Annotated in this window: 18 protein-coding genes; 11 read left to right on the top strand and 7 right to left on the bottom strand. The window is 62.8% G+C overall.

All coding sequences use genetic code 11. The features are described 5' to 3' along the window. Positions 1-6: 6 nt before the first annotated feature. Complete coding sequence (locus tag FFI89_RS00665) at positions 7-423, bottom strand: hypothetical protein (protein WP_138831969.1); 417 nt, start codon at positions 421-423, stop codon at positions 7-9. Between the two features lie 143 nt (positions 424-566). Here FFI89_RS00665 and pheS point away from each other — a divergent pair, with 143 nt between their 5' ends. The 6 genes from pheS (at position 567) to FFI89_RS00695 (ending at position 7,169) form a co-directional block, all read left to right on the top strand. After that, entirely contained in the window at positions 567-1,649 is a 1,083-nt protein-coding gene (gene pheS / locus FFI89_RS00670; protein ID WP_138831971.1) for a phenylalanine--tRNA ligase subunit alpha, read from the top strand. Continuing rightward, positions 1,646-2,056, top strand: coding sequence for an ASCH domain-containing protein (locus tag FFI89_RS00675; protein WP_138831973.1), 411 nt, complete (start codon positions 1,646-1,648; stop codon positions 2,054-2,056). The genes pheS and FFI89_RS00675 overlap by 4 nt, the downstream gene beginning before the upstream one ends. A 212-nt stretch (positions 2,057-2,268) precedes the next feature. Then, on the top strand, positions 2,269-2,703 hold the full coding sequence (locus FFI89_RS00680; RefSeq protein ID WP_138831974.1) for an endonuclease domain-containing protein: 435 nt from the start codon (positions 2,269-2,271) through the stop codon (positions 2,701-2,703). Then, the gene (gene pheT / locus FFI89_RS00685; protein WP_138831976.1) at positions 2,700-5,108 is read left to right on the top strand and encodes a phenylalanine--tRNA ligase subunit beta; all 2,409 of its coding nucleotides are present in this window, start codon (positions 2,700-2,702) and stop codon (positions 5,106-5,108) included. Before FFI89_RS00680 ends, pheT begins: the two co-directional genes overlap by 4 nt. A 4-nt stretch (positions 5,109-5,112) precedes the next feature. Beyond that, positions 5,113-6,405, top strand: a complete 1,293-nt coding sequence (locus FFI89_RS00690; RefSeq protein ID WP_138831978.1) for a toll/interleukin-1 receptor domain-containing protein — start codon at positions 5,113-5,115, stop codon at positions 6,403-6,405. Beyond that, positions 6,402-7,169 carry a sulfite exporter TauE/SafE family protein gene (locus tag FFI89_RS00695; protein ID WP_138831980.1) on the top strand — a complete coding sequence of 256 codons (768 nt, stop codon included), beginning with the start codon at positions 6,402-6,404 and terminating at the stop codon, positions 7,167-7,169. The genes FFI89_RS00690 and FFI89_RS00695 overlap by 4 nt, the downstream gene beginning before the upstream one ends. Before the next feature lie 207 nt (positions 7,170-7,376). Here the strand turns inward: FFI89_RS00695 and FFI89_RS00700 are convergent, their stop codons facing one another. Further along, positions 7,377-8,795: an NAD(P)/FAD-dependent oxidoreductase gene (locus tag FFI89_RS00700; RefSeq protein WP_138831982.1), complete on the bottom strand. Its 1,419-nt coding sequence runs from the start codon at positions 8,793-8,795 to the stop codon at positions 7,377-7,379. A gap of 192 nt (positions 8,796-8,987) precedes the next feature. Between FFI89_RS00700 and FFI89_RS00705 the strand changes: the two genes are divergently transcribed. Then, a complete protein-coding gene (locus tag FFI89_RS00705) occupies positions 8,988-9,938 on the top strand; it encodes a YiiX/YebB-like N1pC/P60 family cysteine hydrolase (RefSeq protein ID WP_138831984.1) in 951 nt (316 codons plus the stop codon). Positions 9,939-10,022: 84 nt separating this feature from the next. Here the strand turns inward: FFI89_RS00705 and FFI89_RS00710 are convergent, their stop codons facing one another. After that, a complete protein-coding gene (locus tag FFI89_RS00710) occupies positions 10,023-10,298 on the bottom strand; it encodes a metal-sensitive transcriptional regulator (RefSeq protein WP_138831986.1) in 276 nt (91 codons plus the stop codon). A 50-nt stretch (positions 10,299-10,348) separates the two neighbouring features. On the opposite strand from FFI89_RS00710, the gene FFI89_RS00715 reads away from it, so the two are divergent. Further along, on the top strand, positions 10,349-12,754 hold the full coding sequence (locus FFI89_RS00715; RefSeq protein ID WP_138831987.1) for a heavy metal translocating P-type ATPase: 2,406 nt from the start codon (positions 10,349-10,351) through the stop codon (positions 12,752-12,754). A gap of 3 nt (positions 12,755-12,757) precedes the next feature. On the opposite strand, the gene FFI89_RS00720 is transcribed toward FFI89_RS00715, so the two are convergent. Both FFI89_RS00720 and FFI89_RS00725 read right to left on the bottom strand, forming a co-directional pair. Beyond that, on the bottom strand, positions 12,758-13,705 hold the full coding sequence (locus tag FFI89_RS00720) for a hydroxymethylglutaryl-CoA lyase (RefSeq protein WP_138831989.1): 948 nt from the start codon (positions 13,703-13,705) through the stop codon (positions 12,758-12,760). Between the two features lie 7 nt (positions 13,706-13,712). Continuing rightward, positions 13,713-14,876: a CaiB/BaiF CoA-transferase family protein gene (locus FFI89_RS00725; protein WP_138831991.1), complete on the bottom strand. Its 1,164-nt coding sequence runs from the start codon at positions 14,874-14,876 to the stop codon at positions 13,713-13,715. A 308-nt stretch (positions 14,877-15,184) separates the two neighbouring features. On the opposite strand from FFI89_RS00725, the gene FFI89_RS00735 reads away from it, so the two are divergent. Next, positions 15,185-16,600, top strand: a complete 1,416-nt coding sequence (locus tag FFI89_RS00735) for an MFS transporter (RefSeq protein WP_138831995.1) — start codon at positions 15,185-15,187, stop codon at positions 16,598-16,600. A gap of 65 nt (positions 16,601-16,665) precedes the next feature. Continuing rightward, entirely contained in the window at positions 16,666-17,418 is a 753-nt protein-coding gene (locus FFI89_RS00740) for a sulfate transporter family protein (protein WP_138831997.1), read from the top strand. 322 nt (positions 17,419-17,740) lie between these two features. Here FFI89_RS00740 and FFI89_RS00745 read toward each other — a convergent pair whose 3' ends face one another. Beyond that, complete coding sequence (locus FFI89_RS00745; RefSeq protein ID WP_138831999.1) at positions 17,741-18,718, bottom strand: ABC transporter substrate-binding protein; 978 nt, start codon at positions 18,716-18,718, stop codon at positions 17,741-17,743. A 323-nt stretch (positions 18,719-19,041) separates the two neighbouring features. On the opposite strand from FFI89_RS00745, the gene FFI89_RS00750 reads away from it, so the two are divergent. Continuing rightward, a complete protein-coding gene (locus FFI89_RS00750) occupies positions 19,042-19,809 on the top strand; it encodes a hypothetical protein (protein WP_138832001.1) in 768 nt (255 codons plus the stop codon). 214 nt (positions 19,810-20,023) lie between these two features. On the opposite strand, the gene FFI89_RS00755 is transcribed toward FFI89_RS00750, so the two are convergent. Further along, complete coding sequence (locus tag FFI89_RS00755) at positions 20,024-21,502, bottom strand: DHA2 family efflux MFS transporter permease subunit (RefSeq protein ID WP_138835981.1); 1,479 nt, start codon at positions 21,500-21,502, stop codon at positions 20,024-20,026. Positions 21,503-21,523 lie beyond the last annotated feature (21 nt).

Here is a 21,523-nt window from a genome sequence, read left to right on the forward strand (position 1 = left end):
ACCGTATCAGCGGGCCCGTGACGGGCTCGCTGCTTTCAATGCATGAGCCGAATTGCGCTGCGAAATCTTGGCGCGGCAGAAGGCCGTGAACGAGCGATACATGGTGCCGGACTCGTTCCGGTATTTTCGGTCGCAGACGGCCATCTCGCGCTGATACGCCTGCTTCTGCGGCGCCTTGAGCCTGCCGAGAAAGTCGCCTTCGCACTTGTTCTCGACGGCGGCTCCCATTCGAATGTCGCCACTGGTGCCGAGCGAGCAATCCTCGAAGATCTTCATCGCACGCTCGCATCCGGGCGCGGCATTGATCACGTCGACGACCTCGTCCAACGACATCGACGTGTCCTGACAGACCACCGCAAGCGCCGGACTGGCGCCGAGCAACAGAATGACGGCCAGAACGGCCGGACCGGCTCCAAAACGCATCGCGTGCTCCTTCCAGAACTCACCTTGGGTCAGAGCACGCCCTGAGCGGGTTCAAAAGCTCCGGTCTCATGACGGGCTTTTTGCTTGACGTTTCGGCCCGGGAGCGGCGACAACCGGCGGCCTTTTGCGAAAGAGATTTGACCGTGTCCGACCTTGCAACACTCGAACAGACCATTCTCAGCCAGATCGCCGGAGCCTCCGACGAGGCCGCGCTCGAAACGGTGCGTGTCGCAGCGCTCGGCAAGAAGGGCTCGATCTCCGCGCTGCTCGCAACGCTGGGCAAGATGTCGCCGGACGAGCGCAAGACGCAGGGCGCGGCGATCAACCTCGCCAAGGACAAGGTGACGGAGGCGCTGACCGCGCGCCGCGACATCCTGAAATCGGCAGCCCTCGACGCCCGGCTCGCCTCCGAGACCATCGACGTCACACTGCCGCTGCGCGAAGCCCCCACCGAGGCCGGCCGCATCCATCCGCTGAGCCAGGTGTTCGAGGAGGTCAACACGATCTTCGCCGACATGGGTTTTGCGATCGCCGAAGGCCCGGATATCGAGACCGACGACTACAATTTCACCAAGCTGAATTTTCCCGAAGGCCATCCGGCGCGGGAGATGCACGACACCTTCTTCTTCAATCCGAAGGAGGACGGCTCGCGCATGCTGTTGCGTACCCACACCTCGCCGGTGCAGGTGCGCACGATGCTGACGCAGAAGCCGCCGATCCGCGTGATCTGCCCGGGCCGCACCTATCGCATCGATTCCGACGCGACGCACACCCCACAGTTCCACCAGGTCGAAGGCCTCGTCATCGACAAGGGCTCGCATCTCGGCCATCTCAAATGGATCCTGCAGGAGTTCTGCAAGGCGTTCTTCGAGGTCGACCACATCAACATGCGGTTCCGGCCGTCGTTCTTCCCGTTCACCGAGCCCTCGCTCGAGGTCGACATCCAGTGCCGCCGCGACAAGGGCGAAATCCGCTTCGGCGAAGGCGAGGACTGGCTGGAGATTCTCGGCTGCGGCATGGTGCATCCGAACGTGCTGCGCGCCTGCGGCATCGATCCTGACGTCTATCAGGGCTTTGCCTGGGGCATGGGCATCGATCGCATCGCGATGCTGAAATACGGCATATCCGATCTGAGGCAGTTCTTCGAAAACGACGTGCGCTGGCTCTCGCATTACGGCTTCAAGCCGCTCGACCTTCCGACGCTTGCGGGGGGACTGAGCACGTGAGTGCTGTCCCTGCGAAATATCAGGGTCTGCGGTCGTTCGCATTCGGCGACGGGCCGGCGTTGGCCGACGAGTTGCTCGACCTTGTCATTCGCGAAGTAAAGACCGCGACCTGCTCCACCGAGGACGAGCCCAACACGTCGACCCCGGGCGAACGCTGGATCGTGCTCGACGGCCGTGGCGTGCCCGCCTGCGTGATCGAGACCCTCGAGGTGACCTACCGCCGCTACAACGACGTCGACGCCGGCTTTGCCTATGAAGAGGGCGAAGGCGACCGCAGCCTGCGTTACTGGCGCGAAGCCCATCGCAACTATTTCGGACGGATGGGCCGCTTCAGCGAAGACATGATGCTGATGTGCGAACGCTTCCGTCTGGTCGAGGTTTTTGCGAAAGCGGAGCAGGCGTCGTGAGCGGCTCGGCTGTCCCCCATCTCGCCACCGCCATCGCGGAGAGAGCCCCCACCCTAACCCTCCCCCGCAAGCGGGAGAGGGAACGGACTGTATTTGGGGCAACGAATTTTCGTCACGTGGATACGTATGCTCGATCCGAGCAAGTGGTCAGACTCCCTCTCCCGCTTGCGGGGGAGGGTTGGGGTGGGGGTGCCGCCGCATCGGAGGTCTCGATGGCTGACGAGAACAATTCGACCTGGAAAGTTTCCTCCAGACTTCGATCCAACGCACGCGCGCTCAGGAAAAACTCCACCGATGCGGAACGCCTGCTCTGGGCCGCTCTACGCGGCCATCGATTGAACGGGGCTTCCTTCCGTCGTCAGGTCCCGATCGAAAACTATATCGCCGACTTCGTGTGTCACGCGGCCTTGCTTGTGATCGAACTGGACGGCGGGCAGCATTTTTCCGATCAAGCAGAGCAGAAGGACGCCGCCCGTTCGGCCGTGATCGAGGCAAAAGGGTTTCAAGTTCTTCGCTTTGCCAACCACGACGTGACGACAAACCGCGACGGTGTCCTTGAAACAATAGCCGCTGCCGTCGCGGAGAGAGCCCCCACCCTGACCCTCCCCCGCAAGCGGGAGAGGGGACAAGAGAAGCAAAGACCATGAAATTCACGCTCTCCTGGCTGAAGGAACATCTCGAGACCGACGAGCCGCTGGAAAAGCTTGCCGACAAGCTCACCATGATCGGGCTCGAGGTCGAGCATATCGAGGACAAGGCGAAGGCGCTTTCGCCGTTTTCGATCGCGCGGGTGATTTCGGCCGAGCAGCATCCGAATGCGGACCGCTTGCGCGTCTGCATGGTCGATACCGGCGACGGCGGTGCGCCGGTGCAGGTGGTGTGCGGCGCGCCGAACGCGCGCGCCGGCCTCGTCAGCGTGTTCTCGCCGCCCGGCACGTTTATTCCCGGCAAGAACATCACGCTCGGCGTCGGCACTATCCGCGGCGTCGAAAGCCGCGGCATGCTGTGCTCGGCCGCCGAGCTGCAGATTTCCGAAGACCATGACGGCATCATGGAGCTGCCGGCCGATGCGCCTGTTGGCGCCGCCTACGCCGAATGGGCGGGGCTCGGCGATCCCATGCTCGAAATCAACCTGACGCCCAATCGTCAGGACTGCACCGGCGTGCACGGCATCGCGCGCGATCTCTCCGCCGCCGACATGGGCAAGTTCAAGGACCACGCCGTCAAGCCGATCAAGGGTGAATTCCCCTGCCCGGTGCAGGTGACGGTGGAGGACGCCACGCTGTGTCCGGGCTTTGCGCTGCGGCTGGTGCGCGGCGTCAAGAACGGTCCTTCTCCGGAGTGGTTGCAGAAGCGCCTGACCTCGATCGGGCTGCGGCCGATCAACGCGCTGGTCGATATCACCAACTTCATGACCTACGACCGCGCCCGGCCGCTGCATGTGTTCGACGCCAAAAAGGTGAAGGGCAATCTCACCGTGCGCCGCGCCAGGGACGGCGAGACGTTGCTGGCGCTCGACGGCCGCACCTACACGCTCGACAGCGGCGTCTGCGTCATCGCCGACGACCACGGCGTCGAATCGCTCGCCGGCATCATGGGCGGTGAAGCCTCCGGCTGCGACGAGAACACCACTGACGTGCTGATCGAATCCGCGCTGTGGAACGAGATCAACATCGCGCAGAGTGGCCGCAAGCTCGGCATCAATTCGGACGCGCGCTATCGCTTCGAGCGCGGCGTCGATCCGGCCTTCATGGTGCCGGGGCTCGAAATGGCCACCAGACTCGTGATGGAATTGTGCGGCGGCACGCCGTCGGAAAACATCGTCGTCGGCAAGGCCTTTGGCGAAGACCGGGTGATCGAGTTTCCGCTGACCGAGGTCAAGCGGCTCGCCGGCATCGACGTGCCGTTCCCGGAAGTGAAACTCATCCTCGGCCGTCTCGGTTTCATGGTGGCCGGCAGCGGTCCGGTGGTGAAGATCGCGGTGCCGTCGTGGCGCACCGACGTGCATGGCAAAGCCGACATCGTCGAGGAAATCGTCCGCATTGTCGGCGTCGACAAGGTGCCGATGACGCCGTTCGACCGCGGCGACGCGCCGCGCAAGCCGGTGCTGACCCAGATCCAGCTCCGCACCCGCCGCGCCAAGCGCGCGCTCGCCGCGCGCGGCATGGTGGAAGCCGTGACCTGGTCGTTCATTTCAAGGCCCGCGGCCGAATTGTTCGGCGGCGGACAGGCCGAGCTCGCGGTCGCCAATCCGATCGCCTCCGACCTCTCCGACATGCGGCCGAGCCTGCTGCCGGGCCTCGTGGCCGCCGCGCAGGCCAACGTCAACCGCGGCTTCGCCGATGTGGCGCTGTTCGAAGTCGGACAGGTGTTCAAGGGCGACAAGCCCGAAGACCAGATGGTCGCGGCGTCCGGCGTGCGCCACGGCTTTGCTTCCTCGAAAGGCATGGGACGGCACTGGTCCGGCTCGGTCATGGCCGACGCGCTCGACGCCAAGGCCGATGCCTTCGCGGTGCTGGCGGCGGCCGGCGCGCCGATGCAGGCGCTGCAGATCGTGTCGGGTGGGCTTGGATGGCTGCATCCCGGCCGTTCCGGCACCATCCAGATCGGCCCGCAAAACGTGCTCGGCTATTTCGGCGAACTGCATCCGCGCGCCCTGGAGGCACTCGGCGCCGACGGCCCGCTGATCGCCTTCGAAGTGATCCTCAACCGCATCCCCGACGCCAAGCAGAGGCCGACCCGCGCCAAGCCGGCGCTCGAACTCTCCGCGTTCCAGCCGGTGTCGCGCGACTTCGCGTTCATCGTCGATCGCAGCGTCAAGGCCGGCGATGTCGTGCGGTCGGCGCAGGGCGTCGACAAGAAGCTGATTACCGACGTGACCGTGTTCGACGTCTATGAAGGCAAGGGCATCGAGGAGGCCAAGAAGTCGATCGCGATATCAGTCACGATCCAACCGCGCGAGAAGACGCTGACCGATCAGGGGATCGATGCGGTGGCGGCGAAGATCGTCGCCGAGGTGACGAAGAAGACCGGCGGCGTGCTGCGGGCATAGTAACATGTCATTTCGGATCACGAAAACGAAAGCCGCTTGGCGTGATCTTGTGCACGAAATGCAAGAGCGTGCTCCCGACCAGAATCGCTACCGCTTTCATAACTTCTCCGGTGACAAGCTAACTAAACACCAGCTTATTAAGCTACTTACTTCTAGCGCTAGAGCGTGGAATGATTTCAAACGGCAACAAAAACATTCAATCGTCTGGTACGGTGACGATGCGAACCATTATTGGCTACCAGGTTATCTAATCAATCTTCGAGACGTTGATCTTCGTAATGCCGACCTAACGGATCGAGACTTATCAAACGTCGACTTCAGCGGTTCAAACCTCAGTAAAGTCGATTTCTCTCGGAGCAGGCTGGACTCGAGAGACATCAACGGAACGTTTACCGGCTACACCGACCTCACGGGCTGCAACCTCACTCGGTCAAAATGGGCACCTTCAAGGCTTCACTACGTTAGAGCAAATAATGCAGACTTCAGTCATGCTGAGTTTAACGGAGTAACCCTCGACCATTGCCAGCTACAAAATGCTAAATTCGCAAAGACGCTCATTGCGGCCGAATTCGATAGCACCGACATAAAAGGTGCCGACTTTAAAGACAGCTACATCTTTGCCTCAAGCTTCTTCGGTATGGACCTTTCAGCGGCCGACAACCTGAATTTGGCCTCATATCATGGCGATAGCCGCATCGACTATCAAACCATTAAGCTTTCCCAGAGCGTGCCACCGCCGCTGCTAGCAGCATGCGGCGTGGCCGCTTTTCACATACCTTACATTGATGCGATTTCAAAAAACTCTGCGAAACATCCGAGTTGCTTCATCAGCTATTCGGCTCACGACCATAAATTTATCGAACGGTTCAGAAACGAACTATCAAACAACGGTATTCGGACATGGTTTGCTCCGAGAGACCTCTCGTTCGGCGCATCAACTCGTGACGTGATCGAAGCACAAATTCGATCACACGATCGACTCATCGTCGTCTTGTCAAAGTCATCCCTTCAGAGCCAATGGGTTCAATTTGAAGTCGAGACTGCCTTGGAGTTGGAACGAAGAAAGAAAGGTGAGATCATAATTCCGGTCTGCATCGATGACTCTCCGTTCAAAAGCCGCGTCTCCTGGGCTCGCCATTTAGTTCGAACAAGAAATATCGCGAGGTACGAAAACTGGGCGCGATCCGACTCGAGCTTCATTAGAGAATTTGTTCGACGAATATCGAAGAAAACTCGTATCCCAAAAAAGGCGCTGGCTGACACTGTGAAAAGTGTCGGCCGCATCACGTCGGCATGATCCTGACCGGTCTCCTGCCGGCTGACAGCCTCAACATAGCGATCGCGATCTGCGCGATCGCACTCATCTCGGGCACTGCGCGCGGGTTTTCAGGTTTCGGCTCGGCGCTGATTTTCATGCCGCTGGCGAGTTCGATCGCCGCACCACGGCTGGTCGCGGCGCTGCTGTTGATCATCGATTTCATCGGCGCGGCACCGCTGGTCCCGAACGCGTGGAGAAAGGCCGACCGCAAGGCGACCGCGATCATGGCGCTCGGCGCGCTGGTCGGCGTTCCCATCGGAACCTGGTTTCTCAGCCGGCTCGAGCCGGTGACCACGCGCTGGATCATCTCCGCCTTCGTCCTCGCCTTGTTGCTATTGCTGCTGTCCGGCTGGCGCTACCGCGGCAAGGATCACACGACGATTTCGATCGGGATCGGCGGCCTATCCGGATTTTGCAGCGGCCTCGCCCAGACCGGCGGGCCGCCGATCGTCGGCTACTGGCTCGGCCGCCCGATTGCTTCGGTGATCCAGCGCGCCAATATCGTGCTGTTCTTCGCCGCGTCGGATTTCTTTTCCCTCGTCAGCTACGCGCTGACCGGGCTGATCACGACGGATGCGATCCGGTTCTCATTGGTGGTCGGTCCGGTCTACGGGATCGGCGTCTGGTTCGGCGCTTCCCTGTTCGGCCGCGCCAGCGAGACCCTGTTCCGCGCCATATGTTACGCCCTGATCGCCGCCGCCGTCCTCATCGGCCTGCCGGCGCTGGACGGCGTGCTGCGCTGATTGCCTTCCCTTGGAGGGCAATCGCATATGAGGTCCAAGATGCGGCGACATCGGCACTGCGCTCCCTCTCCCGCTTGCGGGGGAGGGCTGGGGTGGGGGTGCTTCCACATCGGGATTCCCCGCGTGGAGAGAGCCCCCACCCGCCACGCTCTTCGAGCGCGTCGGCCTCCCCCGCAAGCGGGAGAGGCGAAGTGAGCCAACCGATCATCAATTGATTGGCGAAAACGGTGCCGCATGCCGCGGCGCGCGCCGCTGCGGCTTCGGCGCCCGCACCGGGGCTTCCGGTTCAAGAGCCTTCAACGCGCCGATCCGGCGCAATGCGGCTTCGGCGGCGCGCTCGCCGCTTTCCCAGGCGCCGTCGATCGTTCCCCACAGCGTCTCGTGGGTAGCTTCGCCGGCGAGATACATGCAGCCGATCGGCTCGGTCAGGACCTTTCGCGACGCCTGTCCACCGGGTCCCGCCGCCGACATCGCGCCGAGCGCGAACGGCGCGGCATTCCAGCGCGTCGCGCTCGATTTCTTCACCGCGGCCGCGGCGTCGCTGCCGAACAGTTTGCCGAGCCACTCGACCGCAAACGCCACCATCGCCGCTTCGCCTTGGGCGGAGAGATCGCGGCCGAACGATCCGGCGACATCGATCGAACACAGCGACGAGCCGCCCATATTGGCGAACATCAGTGCGGTCCGGGTCGAATTGCTTTGCTCGATAATGATGTCGTCGCGCGAGAGGCCGAGCGGATTACCCGGCATCTGCAGCGCGATCCGGTCGTAGCTGCCGAGGCTCAGTCGTGCCGCGGCATCGAGCGTGCGCTTGGGAATTTCAGGGGTGAACTTGATGTTGCCCGCGGCCAGCACGTTGCTCGACACGGTGATGATGGCGGCGCGCGCGGCGATCTTGCCGGACGGCGTCTCCACCGTGACGTCGCGGCTGCCCCAAGCGATGCGGTTGGCCGGCGTCGACAGCGACAACGGCACCTGCTCGCCGAGCCTGGCGACCAGCGTGCCGAGCCCCTGGCGGCAGCCGATCGCGGTATTGCGATCCTGCGCGCGGGCCTTGTCGCCGACCGAAACGTCCTTGAGGTCCTTGCCCGAAAAATTGGCGCCGAGCACGAACTCCGCGGTGCCGGCCCAGTCGCCGAGATCCTTCGGCAGCACCGAGGCGCAGGAAACGTCGTTCTTGCGCGAGGCCTCATCGATGGCGCGGTTGGCGCGCACCAAAGCCGCCAGAAATTCCTCGGTCTCGCCCGGGCGGGCGTTGCGGCGGCCGATGCGGATTTTCTGGCCCTGCGGCGCGGTCGTGATCTCGAGGCCGGCCGCGCGCGCCAGCTTGATCATCGGATTGGTGTCAGGGTTATGCATCCAGCGAGCGCCGCGGTCGAACGGCACGTCGAAGCTCGTGACATCGGTCTGGCAGCGGCCGCCGATCTGGCTTGCCGCCTCCACCACGATCACCTTGCGGTTTGCCGCCATGATCCGCCGCGCCGCAGCGATACCGGCCGCGCCGGCGCCGATCACGACGATGTCGGCCTCGCGCGGCAACGGCGCCGCCGTTACCCGCCCCGCAAAAACCGGGGTCACCGCCAGTGCCGCGGACGCCGACAGGAAATCGCGGCGGGTCATTGTCATGGCATGGTTTCCGGGGTCTTGCAGGAAAGAGAACAGCTAGCGAACTGTGCCGCATCTCACGGTGCGCAGCAACACTCATGGTAAATCAATCATGATTGATCCAATTCACGCATGAACTAAATTGAAACGGCTTGCGACCATGCTAAGGGAACAGAAAAAAGCGGACGAACAAGCCGCTCTGGGGAGAGTTTGATGGGCGTAGTGCTCGATACCATCGGCCAGTTGATCGCGAGCTACCTGCAGAAGGAAGTTCCGGGCTATGAGCCGTTCACGCCCAGCGATCCCGACCATCTGCGTGGGGTCATCGAGCCCGGCGACGTGCTGCTGGTCGAAGGCAACAACCGGATTTCCGGCATCATCAAATACCTCACGCAATCGACCTGGTCGCATGCCGCACTCTATGTCGGCGCGGTGGACGGCGCGACCGAGCCCGACGGCGAGCCGCATGTCCTGATCGAGGCCAATGTCGGCGAAGGCGTGACCTCGGCGCCGCTGTCGAAATATTTTCCCTATCACACCCGCGTCTGCCGTCCGGTCGGCCTGTCCTACGAGGATCGCACCACGGTGTGCCGTTACGCCATCAACCGGATCGGCTTCGGCTACGACACCAAGAACATCGTCGACCTGATGCGCTATCTGATCCCGCTGCCGGTGCCGCAGCGCTGGCGGCGCCGCATGATCGCGTTCGGCTCCGGCGATCCGACCAAGATCATCTGCTCGGCACTGATCGCGCAGGCGTTCGACGCCGTGCGTTATCCGATCCTGCCCAAGATTACCCGCGCGGCCTCCCGCAAGGCCCGGCGCGAGATCCTGCATATCCGCGATTCCTCGCTCTACATGCCGCGCGACTTCGACATCTCGCCCTATTTCGAAGTCGTCAAACCCACCATCGTGCACGGCTTCGACTACACCGCCCTGCATTGGGCCGACAAGCAAAAGCCGCTCCCGGAGGTAGCGGGCGAATTCGGTGTGTTTCCAGATGTCGGGTCGCCGCCGCTTGTTCCTGAGAAGATTGACCAAGAAGCGCCGCTTCCGGCTGCGGAAGTGACCCCGGCCGCCGCTGAACCGACCACGGTTGAAAGCGTGACCGTGTCGGGAGATTTCCCCGCCCGCCCACGAAGCAAGGTGTCGGAGGCGGCGTAAACCCGGCATCTTGTGTCACGGCCCGCGTCGCGGACAACATGGTTGAGAGCGGGCTCACGCGGCAATCAATGCGACCCGTAGAATTCACCGGTCGGAGCGGCCGATCACGGCCATCAGCTCCGCGATCTTTTCCCGCTGATCGGCCTTGCTGCCGCTGGTGATGGCGTGTTCGACGCAATGCGACACGTGATCCCGCAACACTTCCTCCTCGACGCGCCGCAGCGCCGCCCGCACCGCTGAAATCTGGGTGACGATGTCGATGCAGTAGCGGTCCTCATCGACCATCTTCGCAAGTCCGCGGACCTGGCCCTCGATCCGGCTGAGACGTTTCTGACAGGATGCCTTGATGTCTTTTCGCATGCGGCCTATATACCCCCATAGGGTATAAGTTTCAAGAGCCGGAGAATGCGATGACCGAGGCCAAACACGCCGACCAAGGCGACCGCGCAGCAAAGTCCGCCTGCTGCGGCGGCCATGATCACTCAGGCCACGTCCATGCCGCCAGCAGCCACAAGGCCGACGATACCGTCCGCGTGCTCGACCCGGTCTGCGGCATGAAGGTCAACCCTGCGACCAGCAAGCACCGCTTCGACTATCGCGGCGAGACCTTCCATTTCTGCTCGGCCAGTTGCCGCACCAAGTTTGCGGCCGATCCCGTCAGCTATCTGGAGAAAGAGAGCAGGCCGAAGGCCGCCGTGCCCGAAGGCGCGATCTATACCTGCCCGATGCATCCGGAGATCCGCCAGGTCGGGCCCGGAAGCTGCCCGATCTGCGGCATGGCGCTGGAGCCGGAGGTCGCGAGCCTCGACGATGCGCCCAATCCCGAACTCGCGGACATGACGCGCCGGTTCTGGATCGGCCTCGCGCTCGCTGTGCCGGCAGTGGTTCTGGAAATGGGCGGCCATCTCGTCGGCGGGCATGGCCTGATCGATCCGACGTTGTCGAACTGGATCCAGTTCGCCTTCGCGACCCCGGTGGTGGTGTGGGCCGGCTGGCCATTCTTCGTGCGCGGCTGGCAATCGCTGGTGACGCGAAATCTCAACATGTTCACGCTGATCGCGATCGGCACCGGCGTGGCGTATCTCTACAGCGTCGTGGCGACGGTCGCGCCGGGGATTTTTCCGGAAGCCTTTCGCGGCCATGGCGGCGCGGTCGCGGTCTATTTCGAATCGGCCGCGGTCATCACCGTGCTGGTGCTGCTGGGCCAGGTGCTCGAATTGCGCGCCCGCGAGGCCACCTCTGGCGCCATCAAGGCCTTGCTGCAGCTGGCGCCGAAGACCGCTCGCCGCATCGCTGACGACGGCACCGACCACGAGGTCGAGATCGACAGCCTCGCGGTCGGCGATCGCCTGCGCGTGCGTCCCGGCGAAAAGGTGCCGGTGGACGGCGTCATCCTCGAAGGCCGCTCCGCGCTCGATGAATCGCTGGTGACGGGCGAATCCATGCCGGTCACCAAGGAGACCGGTGACAAGGTTATCGCAGGCACGCTCAACCAGTCCGGCGGCTTCGTGATGCGCGCCGACAAGGTCGGGCGCGACACGCTGTTGTCGCAGATCGTGCAGATGGTGGCGGACGCGCAGCGCTCGCGCGCACCGATACAGCGGCTCGCCGACCAGGTCGCCGGCTGGTTCGTGCCGACGGTAATTGCCGTGGCGCTGCTGGCGTTTGCCACCTGGAGTTATTTCGGGCCGGAGCCGCGGATGGCGTTCGGGCTGGTCGCGGCCGTCAGCGTTCTGATCATCGCCTGTCCGTGCGCGCTCGGTCTCGCCACCCCGATGTCGATCATGGTCGGCGTCGGCCGCGGCGCACAGGCCGGCGTACTGATCAAGAACGCCGAGTCGCTCGAGCGGATGGAGAAGATCGACACGCTGGTGGTCGACAAGACGGGCACGCTGACCGAGGGCAAGCCGAAGGTCGTCACCATCGTTGCCGCCGCCGGGTTCGAGGAGGCGGATATTCTGCGGCTCGCGGCCAGCGTGGAACGTGCCAGCGAGCATCCGCTGGCCGACGCGATCGTGCGCGCCGCCACGGAGCGCAATCTCGAACTCGGCAAGGTCGAAGAATTCGACTCGCCGACCGGCAAGGGCGTCACCGGCAAGGTCGACGGCAAGGCGGTTGTCCTCGGCAATGCGAACTTCCTCGCCTCTCTCGGCATCGACGCTGGTTCGCTGCACGAGCACGGCGAGCGGCTGCGCGGCAATGGCGCCACCGTCATCAACATTGCGATCGACGGCAGGCTGGCCGGGCTATTCGCGATCGCCGATCCGGTCAAGGCATCGACGCCGGAGGCGCTGAAGGCGCTGGCCGCCGAAGGCATCAAGGTCATCATGCTGACCGGCGACAACAAGACCACCGCCAACGCCGTCGCGCGGACGCTTGGCATTGCCGATGTCGAGGCGGAGGTTCTGCCCGATCAAAAGAGCGCGGTGGTGACAAAACTGCAAAACAGCGGGCGGATCGTCGCAATGGCCGGCGACGGCGTCAACGACGCGCCGGCGCTGGCCGCCGCCGAAGTCGGCATTGCCATGGGAACCGGTACTGATGTCGCGATGGAAAGTGCGGGGATCACACTGCTCAGCGGTGATCTCGGCGGTATCGTCCGCGCGCGAAAACTGTCGCAGGCGACGATGCGCAATATCCGCCAGAACCTGTTCTTCGCGTTCATCTACAACGCGGCCGGAATCCCGATCGCCGCGGGCATCCTCTATCCGTCTTTGGGCCTGCTGCTGTCGCCGATCATCGCGGCCGGCGCGATGGCGCTGTCCTCGGTCAGCGTGGTCGGGAATGCGTTGCGGTTGCGGGTGACGCGGCTGTAGGTCTCAAGCCGCCTTGGCCGCCGCCCCCCGCGGCAGTCCCGCGCGCGCCATGCCACCGTAGAGCGCCTCACCGGGCATTTCCGATTTCAGGATTGAGCGCACCGCGACCAGTTTCTCGATATCGATACCGGTCGGAAAACCCTTGCTCTCGCACAGGAACACCAGGTCCTCGAACACGACATTGCCGGTCGCGCCCGGCGCGAATGGGCAGCCGCCGAGACCGCCGAGCGAGCCGTCGAGCACGCGGGCGCCGGCGTCCAATGCTGCCGACGCATTCGCAATGCCCATGCCGCGGGTGTCGTGCAGGTGAATGCAGATCGGCTTGTTGCCTGCGATCTTCACCGCACCCGCGGTCAATTCGCCGACCTGTTTCGGCCCGGCATAGCCGACGGTGTCGGCAATCGCGACCATGTCGACGCCCGCCTCGAACAGTTTTTCGGTGATCCGCAGCACTTCCGCAGGGTCAACAGCGCCGACGATCGAACAGCCCAGCGCCATCGAGATCGCGGCGTTGACAATCGGCTTGTGGGCGGTCGCATCGCGCAGTTCGCACAGCCGCTTGACGTTGGCGATCGCCGATTCGCGGCTGCGGTTGGCGTTGGCCTGGCTGTGCTCCTCGGTGGCCGACACCACGGTCGCCACTTCGGCAACACCAGAGGCCAGCGCCTCGTTGACGCCGCGCTCGTTCAAGGTCAGCGCGATGCCGTAGGCGCCGGGCAACGCGCCGACGGTCTGGATGATGTCGCTGATATCGACGAATTGCGGAAAGGTTTTTGCGGGCAGGAACGAGCCGACCTCGAAATGTCGCACGCCCGCGGCATACTCCTCCCGGATCCAGCGCTGCTTGGCAGCGGTGGACGGAAACGTTTTGACCAGTTGCAGGCCGTCGCGCAGGCCCACTTCGCGCAGGATTATCTTGTTGTCGGGATAGACGTCTTGAGGGCGGGTCATGATGGCCTCACGCAGCGTTGTCGGTTGAGGAAAGCTTGTCGAGTTCGGCGCGAACGGCCTCGGTATCGGCGCCCAGCACCGGCACTTTCAGCCCTTCGCCGATATTGCCGCCGTTCCATTCGATCGGCAACGCGGGAACACGGAACGGCGCGCCATCGGCGTTGAAATTCTGCACCAGCCCGCCGGGCCGCAGCACGTGCGGATCCGTCAGCAGATCCTCGGGGCGGTTGATCGGCGAGAAACAGATATTGAGCGCATCGAGCTTGGCGGAGAGATCGGCCATCTTCCATTGCTTGACCACCTCGGCGACACGCGGAATGATCCGTCCGCGCGCCAGGATCCGGTCCGTGGTGTTGCGCAAGGTCGGATCTTCAGAAAACTCCTTCAGCCCGAATTCCTTGCAGAAGGTCCACCAGTGACCCTCGGTGACCACGCCGATGAAAATACGGTCGCCTTCGGCGGTCTCGAAAATATCGTAGATCGGCCACGCATGCTCACGCTCCGGCATCGAGCGCGGCTTGTTGCCGGTCATCTCATATTCGACCATGTGTTGGGCAACCAGGAACAGGCAGTTCTCGAACAGCCCGATGCGGATATCGGCACCGTCCTTTTTGCCGCCGCGCTTCTGGTAGAGCGCGGCCAGAATCGAAATCGCGCCGAACATGCCGCCCATGATGTCGTTGGCGGATGAGCCCACACGCTGCGGCTTGTCGCGCGTGCCGGTCATGGCGGCGAGACCCGACATCATCTGCACGACTTCGTCGAGTGCCGGGCGATGCTCATAGGGGCCTGACAGAAAGCCCTTGTGGCCGGCGACGATCAGATGCGGATGCTTGCGGCGCAGCTCCTCCGGGCCGAGCCCCTGCTTGTCGAGCTGGCCATCGCGAAAGTTTTCCAGGAACACGTCGGCACTGGCGAGCAGCCGGTCCATGGTCTCGCGATCTTCGGCCTTGTCGAAATCGAGCACGATGCTGCGTTTGCCGCGGTTGAACAGCGGGAAGAACGCGGTGCCCATGCCGCCGAGCGAGCGGGTCTTGTCACCGGCCGGCGGCTCGACCTTGATGATCTCGGCGCCCAGCTGGGCCAGAACCATGCCGCAGGTCGGGCCCATCACCATGTGGGTCATCTCGACGACCCTTACGCCCTCAAGCGGTAGTCCCGTCCCGGTCATCGTCTTCTCCCGTGCGCGTCTGGTGTTAGGCCCCAGACTAGGCTTTCGGGAGCTTTCGGGAAAACATAATCTGCCGAACGGTGCATTCACTCTTGCATAACGCAAATGCATGGAGGCCGGCGGCCAATGCTGCGGTAGAGCGTTTTCGAGCGAAGTGGAAACCGGTTCGCGTCAAGAAAACGCGTCAAATCAAAAATCTAGAGCCCCGTTCCGATTTCATCGGAACGGAAAAGGCTCTAGGCTTCCAAAGAAGCGGCCGGAAAACAGACCTCGCAGCAAGCGGGTCGCCGGATTAAGGGGAGGATACGATGAGCGCGATCGAGATCGGCGCTGGAACCGATGTGAGCTCGGCCAATAGCGGCAGCGCGGACGCGATATCGCGGCGGCTCGAAGCCCTGCCGGCCTCGCCCCTCGTCTGGAAACTCGTAATCCTGCTGTCGCTCGGCGGCTGCTTTGAGATCTACGACCTGTTCTTCACCGGCTATATCGCGCCCGGCCTGACCCGCAGTGGCCTCTTGACCACGACGACCCAAGCCTTTTTCGGCTTTTCCGGGATCGGCGCCTTCGTCGCCGCGACCTTTGCCGGGCTGTTCGCCGGCACGTTCTTCCTTGGGTTTCTCGCCGACCGCTTCGGGCGGCGCGCGATCTTCACCTACGCGCTGCTGTTCTATTCGGCGGCGTCGGTGATCATGGCCTTCCAAGCGACGCCCGAAGGGCTCTTGCTGTGGCGCTTCATCGCCGGCATCGGTATCGGCGTCGAGATCATCACCATCGACGCCTACATCACCGAACTGGTGCCGAGCCGGATGCGCGGCCGTGCGTTTGCGGTCAACCAGTCCGTCATGTTCATCGCGGTGCCGATCGTGGCCTTTCTCTCCTGGTGGCTGGTGCCGCTCAAACCCTATGGCCTCGATGGCTGGCGCTGGGTGGTGCTAATCGGCGCCGCCGGCAGCATGGTGATCTGGGTGCTGCGGCTATTGGTGCCGGAAAGCCCGCTCTGGCTGGCGCGCCACGGCCGGACCGACGAGGCCCTCAGAATCCTGGCAAGACTGGAAGCTTCCGCAGGCCCCGCCGCGGCGCGTCCGAACGCGGCGCCGCGCGTGGCGCCTACCAGCGCGCCCATGAAGGTCGGCTTCAGCGACCTGTTCAAACCGCCCTATTTGCCGCTGGTCGTGATGTTCATGGTGTTCAATTTCTGCCAGGCCTTCGGCTTCTACGGCTTTGCCAACTGGGTGCCGACGCTGCTGGTTGAAAAGGGCATCACCGTCACCAAGAGCCTGGAATATTCCTTCATCGTGGCGTTCGCCTATCCGATCGCGCCGCTGCTAGCCGCGAGCTTCGCCGACCGGCTCGAGCGCAAATGGATCATCTGCGGCGCCTGCGTCGCGATCATCCTGTTCGGCGCGGCGTTCTCGCAACTGACGGCGCCGGCGCTCCTGATCCTGAGCGGCGTGCTGCTGACGGCTGCAAACATGACGATGTCCTACGCCTATCATGCCTATCAGACCGAAGTGTTTCCGACCGCGATCCGCGCGCGGGCATCCGGGATCGTCTATTCGATGAGCCGGGTCAGCGCGATGTTCTCCGGCTTCATTGTCGCCTACATGCTCAAGGTGGGCGGCGTCGGCGGCGTATTCGGGCTGATCACCTCGGCCATGATCCTGGTCATCATCGTGATCGCGACCTTCGGCCCCAACGTGCGCGGCAAGCCGCTGGACGCCTGACCCCTTGCCGTGACCCTTTGCTATGTCTACCTCTCGCGAGGGTTTTAACGAGAGGTAGCACCGTCATGTTGGACGCCGCCGTCAAGGCGCTATCGCAGATCCTGTCGCCGCCGATGCGTTCCATTCTGTGGCGCTCGATCGGGCTGGCGCTGGTGCTGGTCACGGTGCTGGCGATCGGATTGCAGCGGCTGCTGAGCTGGTTTGCCGAATATGGCGAAGGCTGGGCGGAAGCGATGCTGGGCCCGGGCTTTCACACCTCGCTCAACGTGCTGGCCTGGATCGTCTCGATCGCGGCAGGCCTTGGCGTCGTGCTCGGAGGTATCTTTTTAATGCCGGCGATCACCTCGCTGGTCGCCAGCGTGTTCGTCGACGACGTCGCCGACCATGTCGAGCGTGAGCATTATCCGGCGGAGCGGCCGGGCGCCGCGCTGCCGCTCGGCGTGGCTATCCCCGAGGGCGTCAAGACCGCGCTGCTGACGATCCTGGTCTATCTGATCGCACTGCCGTTCGTGCTGTTCGCCGGCGCCGGCTTTCTGATCTTCTTCATCGCCACCGCTTGGCTGTTGGGGCGCGAATATTTCGAACTCGCGGCCATGCGGTTCCGCTCGCCGGCGGAAGCCAAGGCGATGCGCAAGGACAATGCCGCCACCGTATTCACCGCCGGGCTGATTATCGCAGCCTTCGTGTCGATCCCGATCGTCAACCTGGCGACGCCTTTGTTCGGCATGGCCTTGATGGTTCACATGCACAAGCGATTGAGCGGCCCGCGGCCGGAACTGATCGAACCGAGACGGCAGAGCGGCGTTCCTACGGTCTAGGCATGTATTCATAAAGCTGTCGCTTCAGCTCTGACCGCTTCATCTCCGAATGCGGACAGGACCCCCGCCGCTGGCACGTCCGCTAAGTGCCGATTTTGTTGCAAAAGTCGAAAATCGAATGACCGCAAAAATCTCGCAAGAGCTGATCTTTGGACTTCTCTGCTGCTGCATCGGTCTTCAGCGCCACTACTGAGACCCGTGATCGATTCTGGATGAAACGATATGGTCCCTCACGCCGCGGCGGGTAAAACGCCTCAGTGGCTCTAAGAATTTTTGTTCGCCACCCCAAAAAGACTTTTGCAACAATATCTGCCAGAACCGGTCATTCAATCAACTCGTCGGCGGATGCGATAATCGAATCGGGCATGTTCAAACCGAGGGCCTTGGCGGTCTTCAAATTGACTACAGTTTCGAATTTCGTTGGCCGCTCAATCGGCAATTCCGATGGTGGGGTTCCTTTAAGGACACGATCTACATAGTAAGCCAAACGACGATACGACTCGGAGAGCTTAGGTCCATAACTACAGATGGCGCCACTTCTTGCGAACACCGGCCAACCGGAAATGACGGGTGCACGATGTTTCATTCCGTAATCAATGATCCGCTGCCGATACTGAATGGCAAAGCCGTCGGCAAAAAGAGAAATCGCTTGCGGAGGGATCGGGTCCATGGCGGCGAATGCGGAGGCTAGTTGTCCCTCGGTCGCAGTCCCAAAAAATTCCGTTGTTAGGCCAAGTTTCCGGGCTGTCTCCTCTGAGTAGGTGCGCTCGACCTGGGAACCTGGATGTTCGGGGTTGGCGATGATGGCAACACGCTGCAAACCTGGAATCGTATCCCGCAATATTTCCAAGCGTTTGGCATTCAATTCAGCCGCCATAAACGTTAGACCCGTCATGTTGTCACGCGGATGCGCGAGGCTGTCGGCGAAGCCAGCAACAACGGGATCCCCACTAAAAACGAACACAGTGGGTGTGGATAGTTTCAGTTCGTATACCAAGGGGACCGCAGCGCCTTGGACAACCAACAGATCAACCGGCTTGCGAGCTAATTCGGCCGCTAGTGGCGCTACGCGCAACAGATTATCGTCGCCATAGCGATAGTCGATTTCAAGGTTGTCGTTTTCACGATACCCAAATTCGCGAAGGCCACCTCGAAATGCTTCAAGAAACGGAGTAAGGCTCGGTTCTCGCTGAGCGGTGAGCCATCCGATGCGGAAGACCTTGGCCGCAGCGTGCGCGCCGCGGTAGCCCGCTGCGAATGCGATAACAGCGCTCGAAGCCAGAAACGTGCGGCGGTTCATTTTAGTCCTTCCCCGCAATCAGAGACCGGCACTATAATTGGTCAGGACGATGTTATCCAGCATCCGACCGAAGGCTATGGCCGCTGTGGGTCCAATAGGCGACGTGTCTTTGCGCGAGTCACCGCGGCGCTTCACGATTTTGCGCTGCGTGGGGCGGTGGCGACTAGCTCTATCCATCGGCGAACAAGGCGAGTTCCCGAAACCCGAGGGTACGGCCGGTGAATCTCGTGGTTCCCCGGCCCGAGTAAAGTCAAGGTTTCTCCGCCTTTTGGACCTCGATAGAGGGTACTCCCGACAAGACCACTAAGAGGAGGCATCTCCCAATGCGGATCAAAGACGGTTTTAATCCGGACCATCGTTTGCCTCGCTTTCTCGCCGATGAACCTGAGCAGCAGGTTATGGGGAAAGGTTGGGACAGAGCTGTTATCTCGTCCCGCGTCCTCAATGCGAGTATTTGGGCTGCAGCGGCGACAGCGCTGGGTATTGCGATTCTATCGATGGGAAATCCAGTGACGCTCTTTGCGGACGTCACGGCTTCCATAGCGGACGTCAAGGCTTCGCTGGTCGACAAATCGGCGCTCCAGCCTGGCACCGATCAGTCAGCGCCAACAATTCAATCTACCGCCGATGTTCAGGCTTTGTCGCCGACCGCAAATGACGCGCCACCCCGCGAAGAAATTGCTGCCGCCTCTGAACCCGCCGATCAGAGTCAGACGGAAAATAGTGAGCCAGCATCTGAAGGCCTGTTTAGGCAATTCCAAGCTTGGGCGGCCGAGAAAGATGCGCAGGTCGGCCCCGTACAGTCTGTTCAGGATGCCCCGGCACAGGTTCTGCAAAATGCCCGACCACAGGTTGCGGAAGATACCCGAGCATCTCTCCGGCCCATGCAAAAGCACCGACACGTCCGGCACACCCTTAATGCACGGGCAGAGATGCGGCCCGAGCACAATCCCCGAAAGAAAGTCCGGCGGGAGCAAAATTCACGGGTACAGGACCCGCCCGCACAAGAGGCCCGAGCACAGGAACGGGGCCAGGTTGTGCAAAATGTCCAGGCGCCGTCGTTCCTGCAAACCTTCGGTTGGCGCAATTAGGCCTAGCAGGAAGTAACTTTGTCCGAGCCTCCTTTGCTATGCCCCGCACGCGGGCGGCCGCTGCTACAGGCGCAGCAAAGGCAGAGAGCTGATCGGCACCCACCGGTTAAACTTAAACTCTGGACCGGAATGCCCGCAATGGGGTCAGAAACGGAAGTCAGCCTCAACAGGATTGAGCATCCGGTTTGCGCGCTTGAGAGAGCGCTTTACGGCTCTAGTCTTGCGCATCCGCATCGCGCACGAATGGCACCAGCAGCACACCGACCACCGCCACGCAGGCGAGCATCGCCCAGGCCTCGTTGACGCAGAGCGCCAGCGACGCCTTCTCGACCAGCGGCCGGACGAACGCCACGGCGGCTTCGTCAGGCGGTCCCGGCGGCCGGTTGAGGAGCAGCGCCGGATCGAGCCCGATGGCGGTTGCCGCAGTGAGGTCGCCCGCCAGCAGGCGAATGCGAAAATCCTCGGCATGGATGGGGCTTCGGCCATACAGGATGGTGTCGATCAGCGCGATGCCGATGGCGCCGCCGAGATTGCGCATCAGGTTGAACAATCCGCTGGCATCCGCGACTTCCGCTGGCGGCAGTGCGCCGAGCGCGATCCGGGTCGGCGGCAGCAGGCAAAACATGATGGCGACACCGCGCAGGATTTGCGGCCAGAGCATTTCGTCGAAATCGGCCGTGCGCGGCTGAAATGCACTCAGCCCAAGCCCGACCGCGAACAGGGCAAAGCCGGCGCCGGTCAGCCAGCGCGCGCCGAGCCGGCTTTCCAGCAACGCGGCGACGGGTGTCGCGACGAGCTGCGCGACGCCGGTCACCAGCATGATGGTGCCGATTTCGAACGCGTCATGGCGGCGCACGAAGGCGAGAAACACCGGCATCAAATAGACCGAGCCGAACAGCCCGACGCCGAGACAGAAGCTCAGGCCGCAGCCGATCGCAAACGAGCGCCGCCGCAGCGTCGCCAACTGCACCACCGGATGGCCTGTATGCAGCGAGCGGCGCACGAACCAGGCGATGCCGGCCGCACTCCCGAGCAGCAGGGAAATGCAAGTGGGCGACAGCCAGCCGCGTTGCGGCGCTTCCTTTAACCCGATCTGGAGCGCGCCCAGCGCCGCCGCCAGCAGCACCAGCGAGAGGCCGTCCAGTGTGGCGAGCTCGCCAAAATTGGTCTGCTGCCGCGGCAACAGCAACGGCGTCACGATGGCGGCGATCAATCCCGGAACGACATTGATCAGGAACAGCCACGGCCATGACCAGTTGTCCGTGATCCAGCCGCCGACGACGGGACCGACCGTGGGCGCCATCACCGCGACGACGCCGCCGATGGTGGTGGCAACCGCGTGAAGCCGCGCCGGAAACAGCAGGAACACCGCTGAAAACACCGCAGGGATCAGCACGCCTCCGGAAAAACCCTGCGCCACCCGGCAAGCCAGCAGCTCGGCCAGCGTGCCTGAGAAGGCGCATCCGACCGATGCCAGCGTGAACGACGCGACCGCCACGGCGAACAGCCCCCGCAAGGTGAGCGCGCGCGTGAACAGGCCGGTGAGAGGTATCGCGATGACCTCTGCGATCAAATAGGCGGTCTGGATCCAGCTCATGGCGTCCGGGGAGATGGCGAGCTCAAGCTGGATCGTCGGCAACGACGTCGCAACCACCTGGACGTCGAGAATGGCCATGAACATGCCGAGGCACATCAACAGAAAGCCGGCCCAAGT

Origin of the sequence: Bradyrhizobium sp. KBS0727 (assembly GCF_005937885.2) — a bacterium.
Lineage (GTDB): Bacteria > Pseudomonadota > Alphaproteobacteria > Rhizobiales > Xanthobacteraceae > Bradyrhizobium.